17 protein-coding genes are annotated in these 18,550 nt (G+C 57.4%); 10 read left to right on the top strand and 7 right to left on the bottom strand.

Features of this window, described 5'->3' with window-relative positions:
- Positions 1 to 12 precede the first annotated feature (12 nt).
- From PMA3_RS13560 to PMA3_RS13535, 6 genes are all read left to right on the top strand, one after another.
- On the top strand, positions 13 to 2,193 hold the full coding sequence (locus tag PMA3_RS13560) for a PepSY domain-containing protein (RefSeq protein WP_064677630.1): 2,181 nt from the start codon (positions 13 to 15) through the stop codon (positions 2,191 to 2,193).
- Positions 2,183 to 3,148 (top strand): FAD:protein FMN transferase, encoded by a 966-nt coding sequence (locus tag PMA3_RS13555; RefSeq protein WP_064677629.1) that lies wholly within the window; start codon positions 2,183 to 2,185, stop codon positions 3,146 to 3,148. Before PMA3_RS13560 ends, PMA3_RS13555 begins: the two co-directional genes overlap by 11 nt.
- A 70-nt stretch (positions 3,149 to 3,218) precedes the next feature.
- Positions 3,219 to 3,920 carry a VIT1/CCC1 transporter family protein gene (locus tag PMA3_RS13550; protein WP_064677628.1) on the top strand — a complete coding sequence of 234 codons (702 nt, stop codon included), beginning with the start codon at positions 3,219 to 3,221 and terminating at the stop codon, positions 3,918 to 3,920.
- 532 nt (positions 3,921 to 4,452) lie between these two features.
- The gene (locus PMA3_RS13545) at positions 4,453 to 5,286 is read left to right on the top strand and encodes a glycosyltransferase (protein WP_064677627.1); all 834 of its coding nucleotides are present in this window, start codon (positions 4,453 to 4,455) and stop codon (positions 5,284 to 5,286) included.
- Between the two features lie 59 nt (positions 5,287 to 5,345).
- On the top strand, positions 5,346 to 6,149 hold the full coding sequence (locus tag PMA3_RS13540; RefSeq protein ID WP_064677626.1) for a 2OG-Fe(II) oxygenase: 804 nt from the start codon (positions 5,346 to 5,348) through the stop codon (positions 6,147 to 6,149).
- A gap of 383 nt (positions 6,150 to 6,532) precedes the next feature.
- Positions 6,533 to 7,078: a hypothetical protein gene (locus tag PMA3_RS13535; protein WP_064680698.1), complete on the top strand. Its 546-nt coding sequence runs from the start codon at positions 6,533 to 6,535 to the stop codon at positions 7,076 to 7,078.
- Between the two features lie 40 nt (positions 7,079 to 7,118).
- Here the strand turns inward: PMA3_RS13535 and PMA3_RS13530 are convergent, their stop codons facing one another.
- From PMA3_RS13530 to PMA3_RS13500, 7 genes are all read right to left on the bottom strand, one after another.
- Entirely contained in the window at positions 7,119 to 8,036 is a 918-nt protein-coding gene (locus PMA3_RS13530) for a c-type cytochrome (RefSeq protein ID WP_064677625.1), read from the bottom strand.
- Positions 8,037 to 8,046: 10 nt separating this feature from the next.
- Positions 8,047 to 8,682 carry a c-type cytochrome gene (locus PMA3_RS13525; RefSeq protein WP_064677624.1) on the bottom strand — a complete coding sequence of 212 codons (636 nt, stop codon included), beginning with the start codon at positions 8,680 to 8,682 and terminating at the stop codon, positions 8,047 to 8,049.
- A gap of 156 nt (positions 8,683 to 8,838) precedes the next feature.
- On the bottom strand, positions 8,839 to 9,297 hold the full coding sequence (locus PMA3_RS13520) for a hemerythrin domain-containing protein (protein WP_064677623.1): 459 nt from the start codon (positions 9,295 to 9,297) through the stop codon (positions 8,839 to 8,841).
- Positions 9,298 to 9,342: 45 nt separating this feature from the next.
- A complete protein-coding gene (locus PMA3_RS13515) occupies positions 9,343 to 10,230 on the bottom strand; it encodes a universal stress protein (protein WP_064677622.1) in 888 nt (295 codons plus the stop codon).
- Positions 10,231 to 10,433: 203 nt separating this feature from the next.
- Positions 10,434 to 11,339: an amino acid ABC transporter substrate-binding protein gene (locus tag PMA3_RS13510; RefSeq protein WP_064677621.1), complete on the bottom strand. Its 906-nt coding sequence runs from the start codon at positions 11,337 to 11,339 to the stop codon at positions 10,434 to 10,436.
- Positions 11,340 to 11,384: 45 nt separating this feature from the next.
- Complete coding sequence (potE, locus tag PMA3_RS13505) at positions 11,385 to 12,725, bottom strand: putrescine-ornithine antiporter (protein ID WP_064677620.1); 1,341 nt, start codon at positions 12,723 to 12,725, stop codon at positions 11,385 to 11,387.
- Between the two features lie 311 nt (positions 12,726 to 13,036).
- Positions 13,037 to 13,939 carry a universal stress protein gene (locus PMA3_RS13500; protein ID WP_064677619.1) on the bottom strand — a complete coding sequence of 301 codons (903 nt, stop codon included), beginning with the start codon at positions 13,937 to 13,939 and terminating at the stop codon, positions 13,037 to 13,039.
- Positions 13,940 to 14,295: 356 nt separating this feature from the next.
- On the opposite strand from PMA3_RS13500, the gene PMA3_RS13495 reads away from it, so the two are divergent.
- The 4 genes from PMA3_RS13495 (at position 14,296) to mexE (ending at position 18,540) form a co-directional block, all read left to right on the top strand.
- Entirely contained in the window at positions 14,296 to 14,508 is a 213-nt protein-coding gene (locus PMA3_RS13495) for a DUF1059 domain-containing protein (RefSeq protein ID WP_020795174.1), read from the top strand.
- Positions 14,509 to 14,889: 381 nt separating this feature from the next.
- Complete coding sequence (gene phaC, locus PMA3_RS13490) at positions 14,890 to 16,566, top strand: class II poly(R)-hydroxyalkanoic acid synthase (protein ID WP_064677618.1); 1,677 nt, start codon at positions 14,890 to 14,892, stop codon at positions 16,564 to 16,566.
- Positions 16,567 to 16,775: 209 nt separating this feature from the next.
- Positions 16,776 to 17,015, top strand: coding sequence for a hypothetical protein (locus PMA3_RS13485; RefSeq protein ID WP_064677617.1), 240 nt, complete (start codon positions 16,776 to 16,778; stop codon positions 17,013 to 17,015).
- A gap of 271 nt (positions 17,016 to 17,286) precedes the next feature.
- Positions 17,287 to 18,540, top strand: coding sequence for a multidrug efflux RND transporter periplasmic adaptor subunit MexE (gene mexE, locus PMA3_RS13480; RefSeq protein WP_064677616.1), 1,254 nt, complete (start codon positions 17,287 to 17,289; stop codon positions 18,538 to 18,540).
- Positions 18,541 to 18,550: the final 10 nt, after the last annotated feature.

Below are 18,550 nucleotides of genomic sequence, written 5' to 3'. Positions count from 1 at the left end.
TGGAGGCTGAACATGCTTCGTCAGTTCCATTCCCTACCTGGCCTGATCGCCGCCCTGCTGGTCATGTTGTTGGCCATCAGCGGCGCGATCCTGTCTGTCGACCCGGCCCTGGAACGCCTGCACAGCACGTCCACTCCTGCCGGACAACTCAACGTCGGCCAACTGGCCGGGCGCGTTGCCAGCCACTTTCCGGGCGTGGAGCAGATCCAGCGCACAGCGTCCGGCACGGTGATCGTCTACTACAACCAGAACGGTCAGGCCGGGGCTGAAAAGGTCGACCCATTGACCGGCAAAAGCCTCGGACCTTACGAGCCATCCACGTTCTCACGGTGGGTGAAAGACCTGCACCGCTCGCTGTTTCTTGGCACGCCGGGCCATGGGGTGTCGGGTGTCGGCGCGCTGTTCATGCTGATGCTGTCGGTGTCCGGTGCGCTATTGCTGGCCCGGCGCCTGGGCGGCTGGCGCAACCTGCTGCGGCCACTGCGGGGCACCTTCAGCCAGCGCTGGCATGCTGAAGTCGGGCGACTGGCCTTGCTCGGGCTGCTGCTGTCGGCATTGAGCGGGCTCTACATGTCCGCCACCACTTTTGGCTTTATCGCCGACGGCAGTCAGAGTGAGCCCGCCTTCCCCGCCCACGTCAGCGCCGGCCCGGCCTTGCCGGTGGCGAAGCTGCAAGCCTTACAGGCCACCGACCTGAACGACCTGCGCGAGCTGGTCTTCCCGAGCCCCGGCAACCCGCACGATGTGTTTTCCCTGCGCACGGCCCAGGGCGACGGCTACGTGGATCAGGCCAGCGGCGCCTTGTTGTCCTATCAAGCCCACGACTCGATGCAAAACCTCTACGAATGGATCTATCAGCTGCACACCGGCGAAGGCCTGTGGTGGCTGGGCCTGCCGCTGGGGCTCTGCGCCCTCTGCGTGCCGTTGATGAGCGTGACCGGCATCCTGTTGTGGTGGCGTCGCCGCAAGGCTGGCCCGAACATTCGCCACAACAGCCCTGCCCACTCCGCCGACAGCGTGATTCTGGTGGGCAGTGAAAACAACAGCACTTGGGGCTTTGCCAAAACCTTGCACGACGCCTTGCACCAGAGTGGCCATCAAGTGCATAGCGCGGCAATGAATGAATGGGTAGGCGATTACCGCAATGCCCAACGGGTGTTCATCCTCACCGCGACCCACGGTGACGGCGATGCGCCGGCCTCGGCTTCGCAGTTCCTGACGCGGCTGGCCAAAACCGGCCTCAAACCCGGCCTGCCCTTTGCTGTGCTAGGTCTGGGCGACCGCCAGTTTGCGCAGTTCTGTCAGTACGCCCATCAGGTGCAGGACGCGATGTTGCAGGCCGGTGGCTCGCCATTGCTGGGGTTGGAAACCGTCAACCGCCAGTCCTCTCAGGAGTTTGCGCGCTGGGGTCATGCGTTGGGCGACGTGTTGGGGCAGGAGCTGGCGCTGGTTCACACCCCGCAGCAGCCGCGTACCCATCAATTGCAGCTGACAGAGCGGATTGCCTATGGCGAACAGGTAAATGCGCCGACCCACATCCTGCGCTTCAAAGCCTGCGGCGAGCTGCCGGGTTTTCTGGCCGGCGACCTGGTCGGGATTGTGCCCCCCGGCAGCCCGGTCCCGCGTTTCTACTCGCTGGCCAGCGGCTCCCAGGACGGAGTGCTGGAGATCTGTGTGCGTAAACACAACGGTGGCGTGTGTTCGGAATTCCTTCATGGCCTGAACATCGGCGCGCAGATCGAAGCTTTTATCCAGCCCAATCCGCAATTTCGTCCGGCTTCGGGCACGCACCCGGTGATCCTGATCGGCGCCGGTACCGGCATCGGTCCTCTGGCCGGTTTTATCCGCAACAACAAGGCCCGACACCCGATGCACTTGTATTGGGGCGGGCGCAACCCCGCCTCGGACTTTCTCTATGAACCGGAGCTCAACCAATACTTGTCGGACCGTCGCCTCACGGCTCTGCGCGCCGCCTTCTCTCAGGTCCAGGACCGCAGCTACGTGCAAGACCGGCTGATCGGCGATGCCCTGGCCTTGCGCCGGCTGATTGAAAAAGGTGCCCAAGTGCTGGTGTGTGGCAGTCGCGAAATGGCCAAAGGCGTGATGCAGGCCCTTGATGAAGTGTTGGCGCCTCTCAACCTGAGTGTGCTGACCCTCAAGGCACAAGGACGCTACCGTGAAGATGTCTACTGAGTTGCAGCGTTATAGCCTGAACGGCGAAACCATGGGCACCCGCTACACCGCCCTGTTTTATGCCGGGGCCGGGATCGATACCGACGAAGTTGGCCAGCGCCTGGCCCGCGCCGTGGCCCGGGTGGACCAGCAAATGTCCACCTGGAAACCCGACTCGGACCTCAACCGCCTCAATGCCGCCCCCGAGCAGGAATGGGTGTCGGTGCCCAAGGATCTGGCCACGGTGCTGTCTGCTGCATTGCGCGTCAGTCAGCAATCCGGCGGCGCCTTCGACATCGCTGTCGGTGACCTGGTGAACGCCTGGGGCTTCGGCCCAGGGGAGCAAACGGTCACAGAGCAGGCGATCGGCACGATTGCGCCGCGCGCCCGGCTGTTAGCCAGCGCCGCATTAGTGGTTGAGCCGCAAGGCAATCAGGTGCGCAAGCGCGTGCCGCTGAACCTTGATTTGAGTGGCATCGCCAAAGGTTTTGGCGTGGATGAACTGGCCCGTTGCCTGGAGGGTTTGGGCATCACCCGCTACCTGGTCGGCATCGATGGCGAAATGCGCGCCCGGGGCGTCAAACCTGACGGCCAGTGCTGGGTCGTGGCCCTGGAAAAGCCCAGCCGGGACGTGCGTGAAGTCATGGGCGTGATGGAACTTGGCGATGCCGCTATCGCGACCTCCGGGGACTATCGACATTGGGTCGATGTGGCCGGTCATTCCTATGCTCATACCATGAACCCGGCCACCGGCGCGCCGCTGTGCAACCCGCTCGCCGCCGTCACCGTGGTGGCGGCCTCGTGCATGCTCGCCGATGCCTGGGCCACGGCGCTGATGGTCCTGGGGGAAACCGAGGGCCCACGCCTGGCTCAGGAACGCGGGATGGATGCTTTGTTCGTGCTGCGCGAAGGGCAACAGTTCAAAGAAATATCCATTGTCGGCGGCCAGTTGCAGGCGCAAATTGAAGCCCGCTGACGGCCGATTGCCGGCCCGCTCGGAACCCGTCCGACGTGAACCGCCTAATGACAGGGAGTCCCCTTAAACAATGAAATTCATGCACAGGCACACCGAGGCACATCGAAGCGATCGTATCGGCTGGCTGCGCGCCGCCGTCCTGGGCGCCAATGACGGGATTGTCTCTACCGCCAGCCTGCTGATCGGCGTCGCAGCCGCCAACGCCAGCCACGCCACTTTGCTGGTCACCGGTATGGCGGGGTTGATGGCCGGCGCCATGTCCATGGCCGCTGGTGAGTACATTTCCGTGCATTCCCAGGCCGATACCGAGCGGGCCGATCTGTCCCGCGAACGGGCAGAACTGGCAAGCGACCCGAAAGCCGAGCACATCGAACTCGCCAACATATACATGCATCGCGGCGTATCACCCGAACTGGCGCATCAAGTGGCCGATCAATTGATGGCCCATGACGCACTGGGCTCTCACGCCCGGGACGAGTTGGGCATCAGCGCCACCCTCACCGCAAAACCCTTGCAGGCTGCCCTCGCCTCCGCCGCCAGTTTCGTGGTGGGTGCCGCGCTGCCTCTGGCGGTGACGTTTGTCGCGCCGGAGCACAGCGTGGTGCCCTGGATATCGGGCATGTCATTGGTGTTTCTCGGGATATTGGGCGCCATTGCCGCCAAGGCTGGCGGGGCCAACGTCATGACCGGCGCCTGGCGCGTGACCTTCTGGGGGGCTCTGGCCATGGGCATTACGGCCTTGGTGGGGCACTTGTTTGGCGCAGTGGTCTAGCGGGGGCGTCCTCCAAAAACACCTCTCCAAAAACACCTAATGAAGCGTGCGTTCCCCTGCCCGCCCCCCACGTTTCGTGCATTGCCATGCCGGAGGATCAACCGATTGAGACGTTGGCTTGTTTCAAAATATGTCACAATCAGGAAGTCGAATTGATGGCGTCACTCACCTCCATTCATGACGTTTTCAGTCTATACAGATGCGATACGCCGCATGAAGTAACCATGCATCTGACGCTGCACGGTAACCCAACTCACTTCCATTCAAGAATATTTCTCTAACAGACCTACAAGTGTAAAAAAACCTTTCAAAAACATTTACTTACATAGTGGCTATCTTGTACGATTAAAGTCGTATTCGCTACTCGCCATGGGGCTATACTAGCGATAAACATTCATCAGCTGCCCAGCGACTTAATAAAGGTATGATTTCTGATCAGGTTAATTTGGCGAGCATAATAACAAGCGACAGCTCTGTACAGGCGCGACTATTATCCGCACTTATCTTTAAAACCCTATCGAGCAAATACATAATGGAAGGCACTGATTTTTCCACCAAAGACAAAAAGCCATTCAGCATTGTCATTGTCAACTACAAAACACCAGAAATTACCAAAATCTGCCTGGATCTATTGCACCAATATGCGATCGATACCGGCATTCCAGTATGGGTGGTTGATAACTACTCTGCCGATGAAAGCACAACGTATTTACGCGAACTTGACTGGATCAATCTGATCGAGCGAAGCACTCCGGAAAAGGAATTTGGCCATATCGCGCATGGCAAAGCACTCGACATGGCGTTGGAACGTATCGACACTGACTATGTATTCCTGCTGCACACTGATACGTTTATTTTCGATAAAAATGTGTTTTCGATGATGTTAAACAAGTGCATATCTAATCCGAATGTCGTAGCCGTTGGATGCGTAGAACAATTAAATCGCGGCACCGCTAGAACGCTTTGGCGATTCAGTTCGCGACTGTTAAAACATCACTTCAGACGTATGAAGCTTTCCATGGGGCTACGCTCCAGAGAGCCAAAACCGTACAGGGAGGTTTATCTTAAAAGCTTCTGTACATTATGGAACTGCAAGCTGATCAAACAGCTCGGCATGAATTTTTTGATGGATGATCGAGTGCCTGGCTATACCCTCCAAGACCGTATGACCGAACTTGGTTATGTTGTTGAGCGTTTGTCGCCACGCAAGATATTCAACTATCTTGATCACATCCAGTCGGGCACTGTCGCAGCGGCGGGTGGTTATGAAACGACGCATCGACGAACCATTATGTACAACAATATCCTTCAGCGCCTGACAAATGAAAAAAGCAAAAGCCAAACACCCAAAGCACGCAATGAGTAATGTTTGCTATGCTGCCTGAAGGCGTTTAAAGATTTTTATATTTTCTCGTTGGAGTTGCGATGACACCCGACATTAACAGGCTATCCATCACCCATTCCCCCGAGCTTGATTTCGACCAAGAAGCGGCCAGTGCTTTCGGTCAATCGCTAGCAAATAGCTACGTCCAGGCCACCCCATTTCCACACATCGTCATCGATAACTTTCTACCGGAAGACCTGATTGCAAATATTTGTTCGAACTTTCCAGTCGAGCCCACCGCCAACGAAATGCTCTACGAACGTGGCTATAAAGGTCAAAATAAACGCCAAATCAGCCCCAACGAATGCACGCCCTATCTGAAGGCTGTTTTCAACGCCTTTAACTCCGCGCCCATGTTGCAGTTTCTTGAAAAACTGACGGGCATTGAGGGCTTGATACCCGACCCCTATTTCACCGGTGGCGGGCTGCACGAAACAAAAAGTGGTGGCTACCTTGGCGTTCACTCGGACTTCCGACTCAACAAGAAACTCAATATCCACCGAAGACTGAACGCCATTATCTATCTGAACAAAGACTGGCAAGAAGAATACGGCGGAAATTTGGAGCTTTGGGATGTCGACATGAAGACTTGCCTTAAAAAAATCCTGCCGATTTATAACCGCTGTGTAATTTTCAACACAGACAAGGACAGCAATCACGGGCATCCTGAACCATTAACGACTCCGCCACACATCACTCGTAGATCCATAGCGCTCTATTACTACACCGCAGCAACCGTGGTGGCCGACCCTGCACAAAGAAACAAAACACACTACAAGCCAAGGCCTAAAGATCGTTTTAGCCTCAAGTACTACATAGGAAAGCTAATCAAGAAGAAAAACTAATGGGCACCTGCGCTGCGGCGCGTTGCCGAGCTCGACTGAGATCGTTTTGAATCAACTCGAGCCACCTTAGCGACTGCTCAACGTGCCGTCGTCCTGATCAAAGTGCAGTCGCACGAGGGTATCCAGACGTATCAGCTGATGCTGAATCTCATCAGCTGATACGATCCCTCTCAATTCCTCGTTCATGGCTGTCCTCCTCGGATAATCCGCCCGCGCCAATCACGTTCTCTCTAGCTCGCCGTTCACCGGCAGGCTGTAGTGTAAATTGGAGTTGGAATTTGAGGGTGATGCCAGCGGCGGTCAGTGCGCTGTGCTAGAACAGAGGCGCCGCGCAAACGAGTCGCGCGACTCGAAACTGTCAATGCATGATAATCGAGTATGCCATGAAAAAAAAACATCACCATGAGCATCACCTTCAACTCCGGGTAAGCGAACTTGGACAGTTGTTCAACTCGATGGATCCGACACCTTTTCTTAACAAGGATCTTGATCGCGAAGCTGAAGCGTTCATCGAGACCTGGGCAGCAGAGTTTCCGTCGGATAGCCTGCTTCGTATCACAATCCACCTTGAGCACCTGCCAACAGAAGGCGATCCAAGTACGATCATGGTCGAGGCAATCCACAACTACTTTGATCATAAAGCAGGTCTCGCGCGCAGCGAGTTGAAGCGCCTCCTTCGAGAAGGCCGCATTAGCCTGTTGATCGGCATCGGCTTTGTTACCCTTTGCCTGGTTGCAGCCGATGTCATCGGCCAACTTAGTGCTAGCGCCGTAGTCGGCATAGCGCGCGAAAGTCTGATGATCGTTGGCTGGGTGGCAATGTGGCGACCGCTGCAGATTTTTCTATATGACTGGTGGCCGATTTTAAGATCGATTCGCGTCTACAAAGCTATAAGCCATGCACATGTTCGAGTAGTGCAGAGCAAATAATGCCTACCGCAAGGCGCAATAGGTGTGGGCCAGTACTGACTCACTCAGTACCTTGGCCGACTATCACTCCATTCACCTTTTGCCCATAGAGATTGACCCCATCATTCGCGTGAAATTTTAATCTGGTCTGCTCGACAGAGCCGGCAATCATCCTTGGGTCTTTTGGTCGTTCGTGACTGTTCATATAGGCTGCAACGTGCCATGCCTCATCGGTGGAAAGCGTTCCCCCCTTACCCAAGGGCATGTTCGATTTTATGAAGCCGGCTGCGGTATTGATTCGATGCATCCCCGCACCCCAGTTGAATGAATCTTTACCCCATAGCGGTGGAAACACATAGTCGCCCCCGGCTTTCTGGCCTTCACCTTCATCTCCGTGGCATACAGAACACTGCCTAGCGTAGATTGCCTTTCCCTTGGCGAGATCGAAACCTCCGGTAGGTTCAGGAATCTCGGGGTAAGAACGTCCAGGCAGCTCTTGCCCTGTAGGTGCGCCAGTTGCGAGCCAATATGAGTATGCGGTAAGAGCAGAGATGACTTGACTGTCAGCTGGAGGCGGTTTCCCGTTCATGCTGAACTGAAAACACCCTTGTAAGCGCTCAGCGTAGGTATTGACCTTGTCGTTCTTTTTTCGATAGGCCGGGTACATTGTGTAAGCCCCCCAAAGAGGGGCAGAGTCGGCTTTTCTTCCCTGCTCTAAATGACAGTTGGTGCAATTTAATCCGTTTCCTACGAACTCGGATGCGTTGGCTTTCGTATCTACAAAGATCGCGTGGCCTTGCTGGACTAATCGACCAAAAGCATTGTCAGGTAGCGTCTCCTCCGCGGGAGGGAGAAATGTGGGAGCTTGATTCTGAGTTGGATTCGGGATTTTGGGTGGTGCGGTTGGTTCTACAATTTCAGTAGCACAAGCCATTGATATAATGTTGAAAGTAATAAGTGCAACAATGACGGATTTCATGGCTAGGCCTCTATTTACTGAGCTCAGCAAAATATTGGGAAACAGCCTCGACCTCGGTATCGGTGAGTGAGCGCGCAATGTGGCCCATGAGATCGTCTTGATCATTTTTTCGAGTATTTTGCCGCCAGGCATTCAATTGTGATTTGAGGTACTGAGCCGACTGACCGGAGAGTGGCGGAAAGGTGGCACCGACACCGATACCACTTGGACCATGGCACGCTACGCACTCGGGAATATTCCGATCCCATGCGCCTCTCAAAGCCAGGATTTCCCCTGGTCCTTTCGCTACGTGCGCACGATTCACTGGTTTTACTGCTGGACTTGGCATCTTGGCGAGCATAACTGCGAGGGCTTTTGATTCGTCTTCGCTCAACGCCTGAGCGATTGGAAGCATTATTGGATTGCTCCTTGAACCTGAGCGGAAATCAGAGATTTGCTTCGTCAGGTAATCAGCAGGTAGGCCTGCAAGCCTTGGAAAACCCGCAGAAGGCATCCCTAAGCCATCCGCACCATGACAGGTTGAGCAGGCGATGGCTCCTGGATTAGACCCACCTTGGGAGAATATTTTTTGTGCGTCTGCTGCAAAAGCGGGTGTCGTAAATGCACCGGGTAAAAAACAAAGTAATGCCCAACGCGAGATCTCCATCGACTAGCCTCATTGTTATTTTTGTATAACAGGAGTTTTGATCAATTAGGTTAGTCGTAACGTAGGGTCTCGTAGGCGGATTTCATGAATTATCTTTGGCCGCAACGAACCCAACACATTTTGTTCCCTTTAGACATGGGCGCCGTCATCCCCCTCTTAATGCCATTGACGCTTTGTTTCCTCCCACTGGATGTCTGATAACCACTTATCAGCCATCGGAAAGAAAATGCTCTCTTCAGCTTCCATATGATCGTAGTATTTCCTGATGAAGTCTTCGATAGTGTCAGCGATCACTCTTGCCTCCTGAGTTGAGTCTTCCAACATCTTGAGCTGTCCAGCAATACGCCCAAATGCCAGATGATCTCGCTCGATATCCTTGACCCGTTGGTGGATCGGTGCATCAGTCGCTAGCAGTGCCCGCCGAATAAGCTCTTCATTTTCATGATGGCGTCGCTCTGCGTCACCATGCAAGGCTTCCAGCATCTTGAACAACTGCTTGAAGTCATCGGCACCAGCAGATTCATGCTTCAGCCTACCCACCAATGCTTTGATCTGAGTAATTTTGGTAGCAACCTCATGATGATAAGCGTGCAGTTCATTAAGCAAGACGTTCATATCAAATCCTCACTACCACACCAGCTGTTATAGGAAGCGTCCGCGCTAGACTGCCAGAACGCTGCAAGGCACCTGGTACAGAATATGTTCAGTCGTGCTGCCCAGAAGCTTGACCAGACCCTGGTCCTGGACCCGGCCCATCACGATCACATCCACTTGATGCTTGTTGGCGAACTCGCTCAGCGCCGTAACAGGATGCCCCAGTACGAAATGCCTACGGTCCGCGGGAACACCGTATCGGCCGGCGAGTTCCAGGAACGATTTCTCCAACTTTTTGCGCCGCCAATTGGTCAGCTCCGACAGTTTCAAGCCACCGCCCAATTCCTCCAGATAGTCTTGCGAAATGTCATAGGCATAAAGCAAATGCAATTCGGCATCACACTGTTGCGCGAGACTGGAAGCCTGTTGGACGATATGGTCATTCAGTTCTTTGTTTTCAGAGTCGCCCGCCGTCGTATCAACCGCCGCGACGACCTTGCGCGGCAAGGCATGACGAACGCCGCCCACCAGATAAACCGGTATCGGGCAGTGGCGCAGCAAGTGCCAGTCCAGCGGAGTGAAGAACGCGCGTTTGAGTGATGCGTCGTGTTGGATTTCCTTGATCAACACGTTGGGCTGCAGTTCCCTGACATGTTCAAGGATGTCTTGCTCCATGTCATCAGCCCAAGCCAACTGGGTGGTCACCTCGATCCCTCTGCCATGGAATTTTCTGACCTGGTCCTTCAACCAGTCGCGATGGTCCTGCAGGTAACGCTCGCGAACTGGTTTCCGATCGCATTCTTCGAGCAGTGACAACAGTTTTAACGAAGGAATCAACGCCATGATATGCAACTTTGCACCACTGGCCTTGGCCAGCGCTGCTGCATGGTCGATCGCCGGAGAATGGCGCAGGGCCAGGTGGGTGATGAGTAACAACCGTTCATACTGGCTCACGATCTGACTCCAGGCAGAGGGATTTCAACGCCTGTCGCTGCTCATCGCAGGGCTCGGCCGTTGCGTCCACGCCGGATCAAGCACCAGCGTTAACTCAGGTTGCTCCGCTGGAATGTGACTGATGTTGATATATATCAAATCACCCTGCTTGATCCAAAACCAATCGTGCGGGACTTCCCTTCCTTGTTTTTCCTGAACGCTGTTCAGGGCAATGCATACACCCGGAACAGCTTTTTCATCGTCGCGTCGATCCCGCCCAGGTACTTGTCGTACTCCTGCTCGATGGCACCGGAACGATAAGCCTCGCTCAGGGCCATATCGACCAGGAGGCGGAAGTCTTCGTCACCGCGCTCGACGATCATCGCCACCGGGGCGAACTCGAAGATGCGGTCCAGGACCATCAGGTCATTGTTGGCATCCCCCTTGGCCACCAGGTTTTTCAGCAGCATGCGCTCGGCGAAGAACGCATCGGCCTTGCGCGCGGCCACCAGGCTGGCACCTTCGTTGATGTTGGCCACGGTCACCAGTGAAGCGATCACGCCAAGCATGCGCATCCGCTCGCGAATCCAGTCTTCGGTCACACCGCCCTCGATGGTGGCGTAGGTCTGGTTGGCCAGGCCGCGGTTGATCGTACCCCGCCAGGTCGGGCCGGGGTTGGCCTCCTTGCCGTTGAGCGCGTTAAGCAGCGGTTCGGCGGCATCCTTGCGCACCAGTACCGAGAGGCCGGCGGTATACACCGGTATCGAGTAGCTGATGGTCTTGCGCCGTTCGAGGGTTGGCGGGGTCGGCGTGCAGAGGATGTCGACCTTGCCCAGTTTCACCGCGCTGGTCTCTTCCGCGACCGTGACGGGCTGGTACCGCAACTGCAGGTTGGGCAGGTTGAGTTCGGTCTTGAGCTTGTCGGCGATCTTCAGGCACAGGTCGATGGCATAACCGCTGGCTTTGTCGCCATCCTGAACGCTGAAGGGCGACAGGTCGGGCACGTAGCCCAGGGTAAAGGCATTGCTGGTGCGGATGCGCTCCAGGGTGTTGGCACTCGCCACCATCGGCAGCGCGGTGAACACCAGGGCGAGCAGCAGGCGAATGGTTTTTGCAAGTGGTACGTTCATGTCCGGTTCCCCGTGTACAAGTCTGAGCAGTCCTGATTGCCATGCCTAAACATTGCCGGTCCTGGCCTGGGTGACGGTTGGCGCGTCGACGAAACGCTTGGCGAGGAAGCCATAGAGCAGGTAACCAAAGGCGAGCACCAGCGTGCCGCCCAATACCGCATCCTTGCCGCAGGCGTATAGCGCATACAACGAGTAGGCCACCGCCACCAGCAGCACCACCAGGTTGCGCGAGTACACCGCGGGCCCCACCTGGGCCTTGTGCATGATCACCAGCAAACCGGTCAGCGCCGTGATGTAAGGGATCAGGTTGGTCACGGCCGCCAGGCTGACCAGTTTGCTGAACTGGGCAGCGGCATCGGGAGAAATGGTCGACACCGCCATCAGCGTCTGCAGCACACCGCAGACGATCATGCCGACCACGGGCGCATCGCTGGCGTTGACCTTGCTGAACAGCTTGAGGAACAGGTTCTGGTCGGCGGTCATCTTCGCGGTCTGGGCCAGGGTGAACTGCCAGCCCAGCAGCGAGCCCACGCAAGCCATGACCGCCAGGGCCATGACGATATTACCCACCAGCGGGCTGAACATCTTGGCGTAGACCAGCGCGAAAGGCGCCGAGGAGTTGGCCAGTTCGGCGTTCGGAATGATGCCCTGGATGACCGTGGTCGACAGCACGTAGACAGTGGCTGCACCGAGAGTGCCGAACAGGCAGGCCAGCGGCACATTGCGCTTGGGGTCCTCCACCGCATCGGTGGCCTGGGCTGCCGATTCCATGCCGAGGAAGGCCCACAGGGTCAGGGGAATGGCCTTGCCGATGGCTTCGGAGATGGCCAGGTTGTTGGGGTTCCAGGCGGCCTCCAGCACGTTGGCGTCGAACCAGAACCAGCCGATGATGCTCAGGCCCGCCACCGGAATGATCACGCCCCACACGGTGATCGCGCCGATCTTGCCGGTGATGCTTGGGCCACCGAAGTTGGCGATGATGGTGATCCAGATCAGCCCGACCGTGCCGACGAATAGCGGGATGGCACCACTGCTCAGCCAGGGCAGGAAGGCGCTCATGTAGCCCACCGCCGAGATCGCGACGGCGACGTTGGCGATCGCCAGGGACAGGAAGTACAGGTACGAGCAGAGGAAGAACCCCGACTTCCCATGAGCCTCTTCGGTGTAGGCGGACAAGCCGCCGGAACGCGAGCAGAACACCCCGCACTGGGCGAAGCAGTAGGCAATGGCCATCGAGCCGATCGCTGTGAAAATCCACGACAACAGCGAGACGGCACCCAGTTGGGCCATGTTGGTGGGGAGCATGATGATGCCCGACCCCATCATGTTGACCGTTACCAGGGTGGTGAGCCCCATCAGGCCCATTTTCTTGCTCGAATCAGCCATCGCACACTCCTTGCCCTGTTCAAAGTGTTGACCCCCGGCAAGACAATGCCGACGCTGTTTTTCAAAGAGCCAGGAGCGATTGCACTTTTCGGTATAGTTCACTAATTGGATATTTAAAATGTTTAATTGAACTTTTTTAGAGTGAGCTTGTGCAGTGGGTACGAGGTTTTAGCCGGCAATTACGAATCGCTCGTAAGTTAATAGCGATTTATAATAACGGAACTTTAGTCAGGTTTTCGCCGACCAAGGGCAAGTAAGCCATTCTTGGCGCAATATCCGCAGTCTCCTGTTTTGTCCGATAGCGAATCCATTCACTGATCCGCAGACCCGGTAACGGCGAAAATGTTGCAGGGCACTTGATACAGAACATGCTCCGTCGTGCTGCCCACCCATTTGCCCAGTCCCTTGCGATGCGCATTTCCCATGACGATCACATCGGCCCGGTGATGCGCTGCAAAGTCGGCCAGCGCTTTGCCAGGCGGCCCTTCAACGAAGTGTTGTCGCTCAGTGGGCACGCCGTAGTGGGCGGCCAATGCGATAAATGACTTTTGCAGTGACTTGCGCACATCGCTGCTGAAGCCTGGCATCGTCACTGCCCCGGCGCCTGCGTCGGAGATATGTGTCAGCGAGAGATCGTAGGCATGCAGCAGATGCAGCTCCGCGCTGCATTGCATCGACAATCCGTTCGCCGCCTGGATGATGCGGTCGTTGATGCCAGTGATCTGAGTCTCGGGTTGTGACGGATCGACTGCCGCCACGACCACCCGCGGAAGTGGACACCTGACTTCGCTGACCAGATGCACAGCCACCGGACATTCGCGCAACAGGTGCCAATCCAGCGGCGTAATGAAAACGCGTTTGAGCGCCGACTCGTGGTGCACGTCCTTGATCACCAGGTCCGGCTGCATTTCTGCCACATGCCGAAGTATTTCTTGCAGCGCGGTGCGCGTAACAATCACTTCGGTACTCACCATCACCCCGCGCCCGCGGATCAGATCGGCCTCATCCTTGAGCCACGTTTCGTTCTCTTTCTGACAGGCCTCACGAAAACGCGCACCGGCGTTCATCAGGCCCAAGAGGTTGGAGTCTTCGATAAACACCGTGATGTGCAGCGCTGCGCCGGTGGCTTCGGCAATGGCGACCGCTCGCTCCAACGCCGGCGTGTGACGCATGGCTGGACCGGCTATCAAGAAGAGTCGTTGATATTGGCTCATGTAACACCTCCAAACGTTCCGGGATATCCAGCTCCCCCAGCGCTCTCGCCTTTCACGTCACCGACGATTTGCGAGCGCCTCAACCATCTGGATCGACACTATCAATATACACCTGGATGCCATCAATGCCCCACTGGAGTCTGACCCGGACGGGTACCGGTCCAGCGTGATCCGCTACCTGTTTGCGCACGACCGTTTTCCATGCCTGGCACAACTACCCTGACATCGGGTGGGCCTATACTTCAAGGGTCGGCACACTCGATGTGACACGCAATTGCCTTTGATGCATGGGGTGACGCTTCGAGCGATCGTTCACGCAGGCCACGGCCTGCCTTCGTCATAGGGAGGAACCTATCATGGCGCGTAAATACATCGACTGCCGCGAGTTTCCGAGCGATTCCCAATGCTCAGTCGCACTGTCCGCGGACTCTGAAAGCGAACTGCTCGAGGCCGCCGCACAGCATGCAGTCAGCGTTCACAAGCACACCGACTCACCGGAACTGCGCGCTCAACTGAAGACGATGTTTCACGACGGCACCCCGCCTGTTGAGGCACCGCGTCCCGCTTAATATTCAGGGGCATCTGGTCATCCATAAGCACCTGCGGGGCCCATTTCGATGAGCTCCGCGGGCCTGACGACCACTTCAGCCCCCGAATTGCATCCGTGCCGACCAGCACACGCCGTAGTGACAACTGGCAGAGAACGGCCAAAAGCTGCACTCAGGCAACGCCGTGCACAATCCCGGATCAAAGGTCATGGATTGTCATGAATTGAAAAAACGTTGTCGCCCAATGAAATGCTGGCCGCCCCCCCGTCTATAAACTTCACAAAATCTGCGTGGCAAACCCTGCCTTTGTGCGGCTCGCCCGGCCGGCACACGGCTCGGCCGCTTGCCCGCAGCCATACAACTTCCGGGCGCCCGTCTTGGGTGCCTTACCGGGTGTCATGAATGAACAAGAAAAATAAAGACCTCTCCCAGCAAACTGCGATGCACACGCTGAGCCTGAATCCGGCGTTCGGTCCTCGCCGGCGCGATCTGCTCGGCACCGCCCGCATGGTCCTGCGACAAGTGTTGAAGCAACCCGTGCACAGCGCTCGGCATATGGCGGCATTCGGCGTCGAGCTGAAAAATGTCCTGCTCGACCGCTCGCAGCTCAAGCCGGCAGCGGCAGACAAACGTTTCGACGAGCAGACCTGGCAGCGCAACCCGCTATACCGTCGCTACATGAAGACTTACCTGGCCTGGTGTCAGGAGATGAACGACTGGATCAGCACCAGCAACCTTAGCGAGCAGGATGCTCATCGTGGTCAGTTCGTCATTGGCCTGCTGACCGAGGCGATGGCGCCGACCAACACCCTGGCCAACCCGGCAGCGCTCAAGCGCTTCTTTGAAACCGGCGGCAAGAGCATTCTGGATGGTTTCTCGCAGCTGACCCGGGACCTGATCGAAAACGGCGGCATGCCGAGCCAGGTGGACAAGACGGCTTTCGAGGTGGGCCACAATCTGGGCATCACCGAAGGTGCGGTGGTGTTTCGCAATGAGGTGCTGGAGCTGATCCAGTACAAGCCCCGTACTGAGCAGGTGCAGGCGCGTCCATTGTTGGTGGTACCGCCACAGATCAACAAGTTCTACCTGTTTGATCTGACGCCGGAGAAGAGCCTGATCCGTTTTCTCCTCGACAGCGGTATCCAGACCTTCGCTGTCAGTTGGCGCAATCCGGGCAAGGCACAGCGTGAATGGGGGTTGTCCAGCTACGTGGAAGCCTTGAAGGAAGCGATCGACGCGGTTCTTGCGATAACCCGCAGCGCCGACCTGAACACCTTCGGAGCCTGCTCCGGTGGCTGCACCCTGTCCTCGCTGTTGGGCCACTACGCTGCCCTGGACGAGAAAAAGGTCAATGCCTTTACCCTGGCGGTCAGTATGTTGGACATACGCCCCGACACCCAGGTCGGGCTGTTCGCCGACGAGAAGTCGCTAGTGGCCGCCAAGCGCCGTTCCTCTCAGGCTGGCGTGCTGAAAGGTCGCGAGCTGGCCAAAGTCTTCGCCTGGATGCGCCCCAATGACTTGATCTGGAATTACTGGATCAACAACTACCTGCTTGGCAACGAGCCGCCGGCATTCGATGTCCTCTACTGGAACAACGACACAACCAACCTGCCGGCCACGCTGCACGGCGAATTCATTGACATGTACCAGACCAATCCCCTCGCCCGCGCCGGTGCTCTGGAGGTCTGCGGCACACCGATAGACCTCAGTCAGGTCACCAGTGACTTCTACTGCGTTGCAGGCCTGACCGACCACATCACCCCGTGGGACGCCTGCTACCGCTCCATGCATCTGTTTGGCGGTCAGGGCGAGTTCGTGGTGTCCAACAGCGGGCATATCCAGAGCGTCCTCAACCCGCCGGGCAACCCCAAGGCGCGCTTCATGACCGGCAGCGAGCTGCCAGTCGAGGCTCAGGAGTGGATGGAAGCTGCCAGTCAACAGGCAGGCTCCTGGTGGACCCATTGGCTGGCCTGGCTGCAGGCACGCTCGGGCGCTCATAAAAAGGCTCCCCGTAAACTGGGCAACAGGGCTTATGCTGCGGCTGAGGCTGCGCCGGGTACCTACGTGCACTTGCGCTGAATCTGCGGTCGGTCGCAGGCGCCGCCTGCGAACAACTTCAGATTGCCCCTCCAACCAGGAGCCCTGCTTTACATCCGATCCCAATATGGAGGTACATCGAAAGCCAGCCAGCGCCATACTGGGATCTTTCAGGGTTCCCCTTTCGAGGTCGCTCGCCCCCCTTGCGAGTGGCCAAAAGAGACTGGAGCACAGCACAACGAGGGACCGCGATGAACATCAGAAAGGCCCTGGCGGGCGTCGACTGGATGGATTGGGCGGGCCGTGGAGCGCAGCTCGCGTTCGCCGTGCTGGCGGTGTGCGGGTACTACGGCTGGTCGCAGCAGGAGAGCCGGAACCAGGAGGCACTGTGTGACGCAGCGCTGTCACATGCGCAAGTGCTCGAGGAGCGGGCACCGCGATCAGCGGAGCTCGAGGCTGCCAGGAAGGCCGTTCGCGAGGTCTGCGACTAAACCGGTTATATCATTGCGGGACACGAGCAATGCGGCGATCCACCTTGCCCGAGAAAAACGCCATGCAGTTTTGAACCCGTCTTTTGCGTTCCCCGCAACAGTGATTTGTCATCATTCCAATTGATAGCCCCCTAACGAAAGGTGCAGACTAGAGGGCTCACTTCGCGCTTATATCATTCCGAATGATAGTTACCTTTGCCTCATTCGATTCGTGAGATACCAGCTCGCCGAGCATCATCCGTCCATTCTCAATACATTGGCGGATGCATCCATGGAACAATCTCTCAAACATATGCGCTTCCCCTTGGCCCTGTTGGCCATGTTGGTGATGAGCGCCTGCGGCAAGGCTCCGGACACCGCCGCCACGCTGCCCGCGGCCAAGGTCAGTGTGGCCAAGGTACTGGAACAACCAGTCAACGAATGGGACGAATTCACCGGGCGCCTCGAAGCCCCGGAAACCGTGGAGATCCGGCCTCGGGTCTCCGGCCAGATCGATGAAGTGGCTTTCACCGAAGGCGCCTTGGTCAAGAAAGGCGACCTGCTGTTCCAGATTGACCCGCGTCCGTTCCAGGCTGAGGTCCGCCGACTCGAAGCCCTGGTTGCCCAGTCCCGCGCCAACGCGACCCGCAGCGAGAACGAAGCCCGCCGCGGTGAACGCTTGCGCACCAGCAACGCGATTTCCGCCGAGCTGGCCGATTCGCGCACCAGCGCTGCCCAGGAAGCCCGCGCCGCCGTCGGCGCACTCCAGGCGCAGCTTGATCTGGCGAAATTGAACCTGAGCTTCACCCGCGTCACCGCACCGATCAGTGGCCGTGTCAGCCGTGCGGAAATCACCGCGGGCAACCTGGTGACCGCCGATACCACCGCGCTGACCAGCGTCGTGTCCACCGACAAGGTCTATGCCTACTTCGACGCCGACGAGCGCGTGTTCCTCAAGTACACCGCCCTCGCCCGCGAGGGTAAACGTGGCGCCACCACCCCGGTTTACCTCGGCCTGTCCAACGAAGACGGCAACCCGCACCAGGGCGTGATGAACTTCGTCGACAACCAGGTCAACCCGAAGACCGGCACCATCCGTGGCCGCGCGGTGTTCGATAACACTGACGGTACTTATACCCCGGGTCTCTACGCGCGCTTGAAACTGGTCGGCAGCGGCACCTACTCCGCCGTGCTGATCAACGACGAAGCGGTCGGCACCGACCTGGGCAAGAAGTTCGTGCTGGTGATGGATGCCGACAACAAGACCGTGTATCGCTCGGTCGAGCTGGGTCCGAAGATCGAAGGCTTGCGCATCGTGCGCAACGGCCTGAACAAGGATGACACCGTCATCGTCAAGGGCCTGCAACGTGTACGTCCTGGTTCGCCGGTCACCCCTGAAGTGATCCCGATGGCCAGCCAGGAAACCCTCGCCGCTCTGGCTCAACAACGACAAGCGCTGGAAGCCAGCAACCTGCCCCAAGTCGCACCTGCCAAGGTCGCGTCGGGTGCGGTTGTGAAAGTGGCTGCTGCGACACCACGCGGTTAAGGGATCCCTA

Source organism: Pseudomonas silesiensis (genome assembly GCF_001661075.1).
GTDB classification, from domain to species: Bacteria; Pseudomonadota; Gammaproteobacteria; order Pseudomonadales; family Pseudomonadaceae; genus Aquipseudomonas; species Aquipseudomonas silesiensis.
Note: the sequence above shows the minus strand (reverse complement) of the source record. Positions and strands in the feature narration are given on the sequence as shown.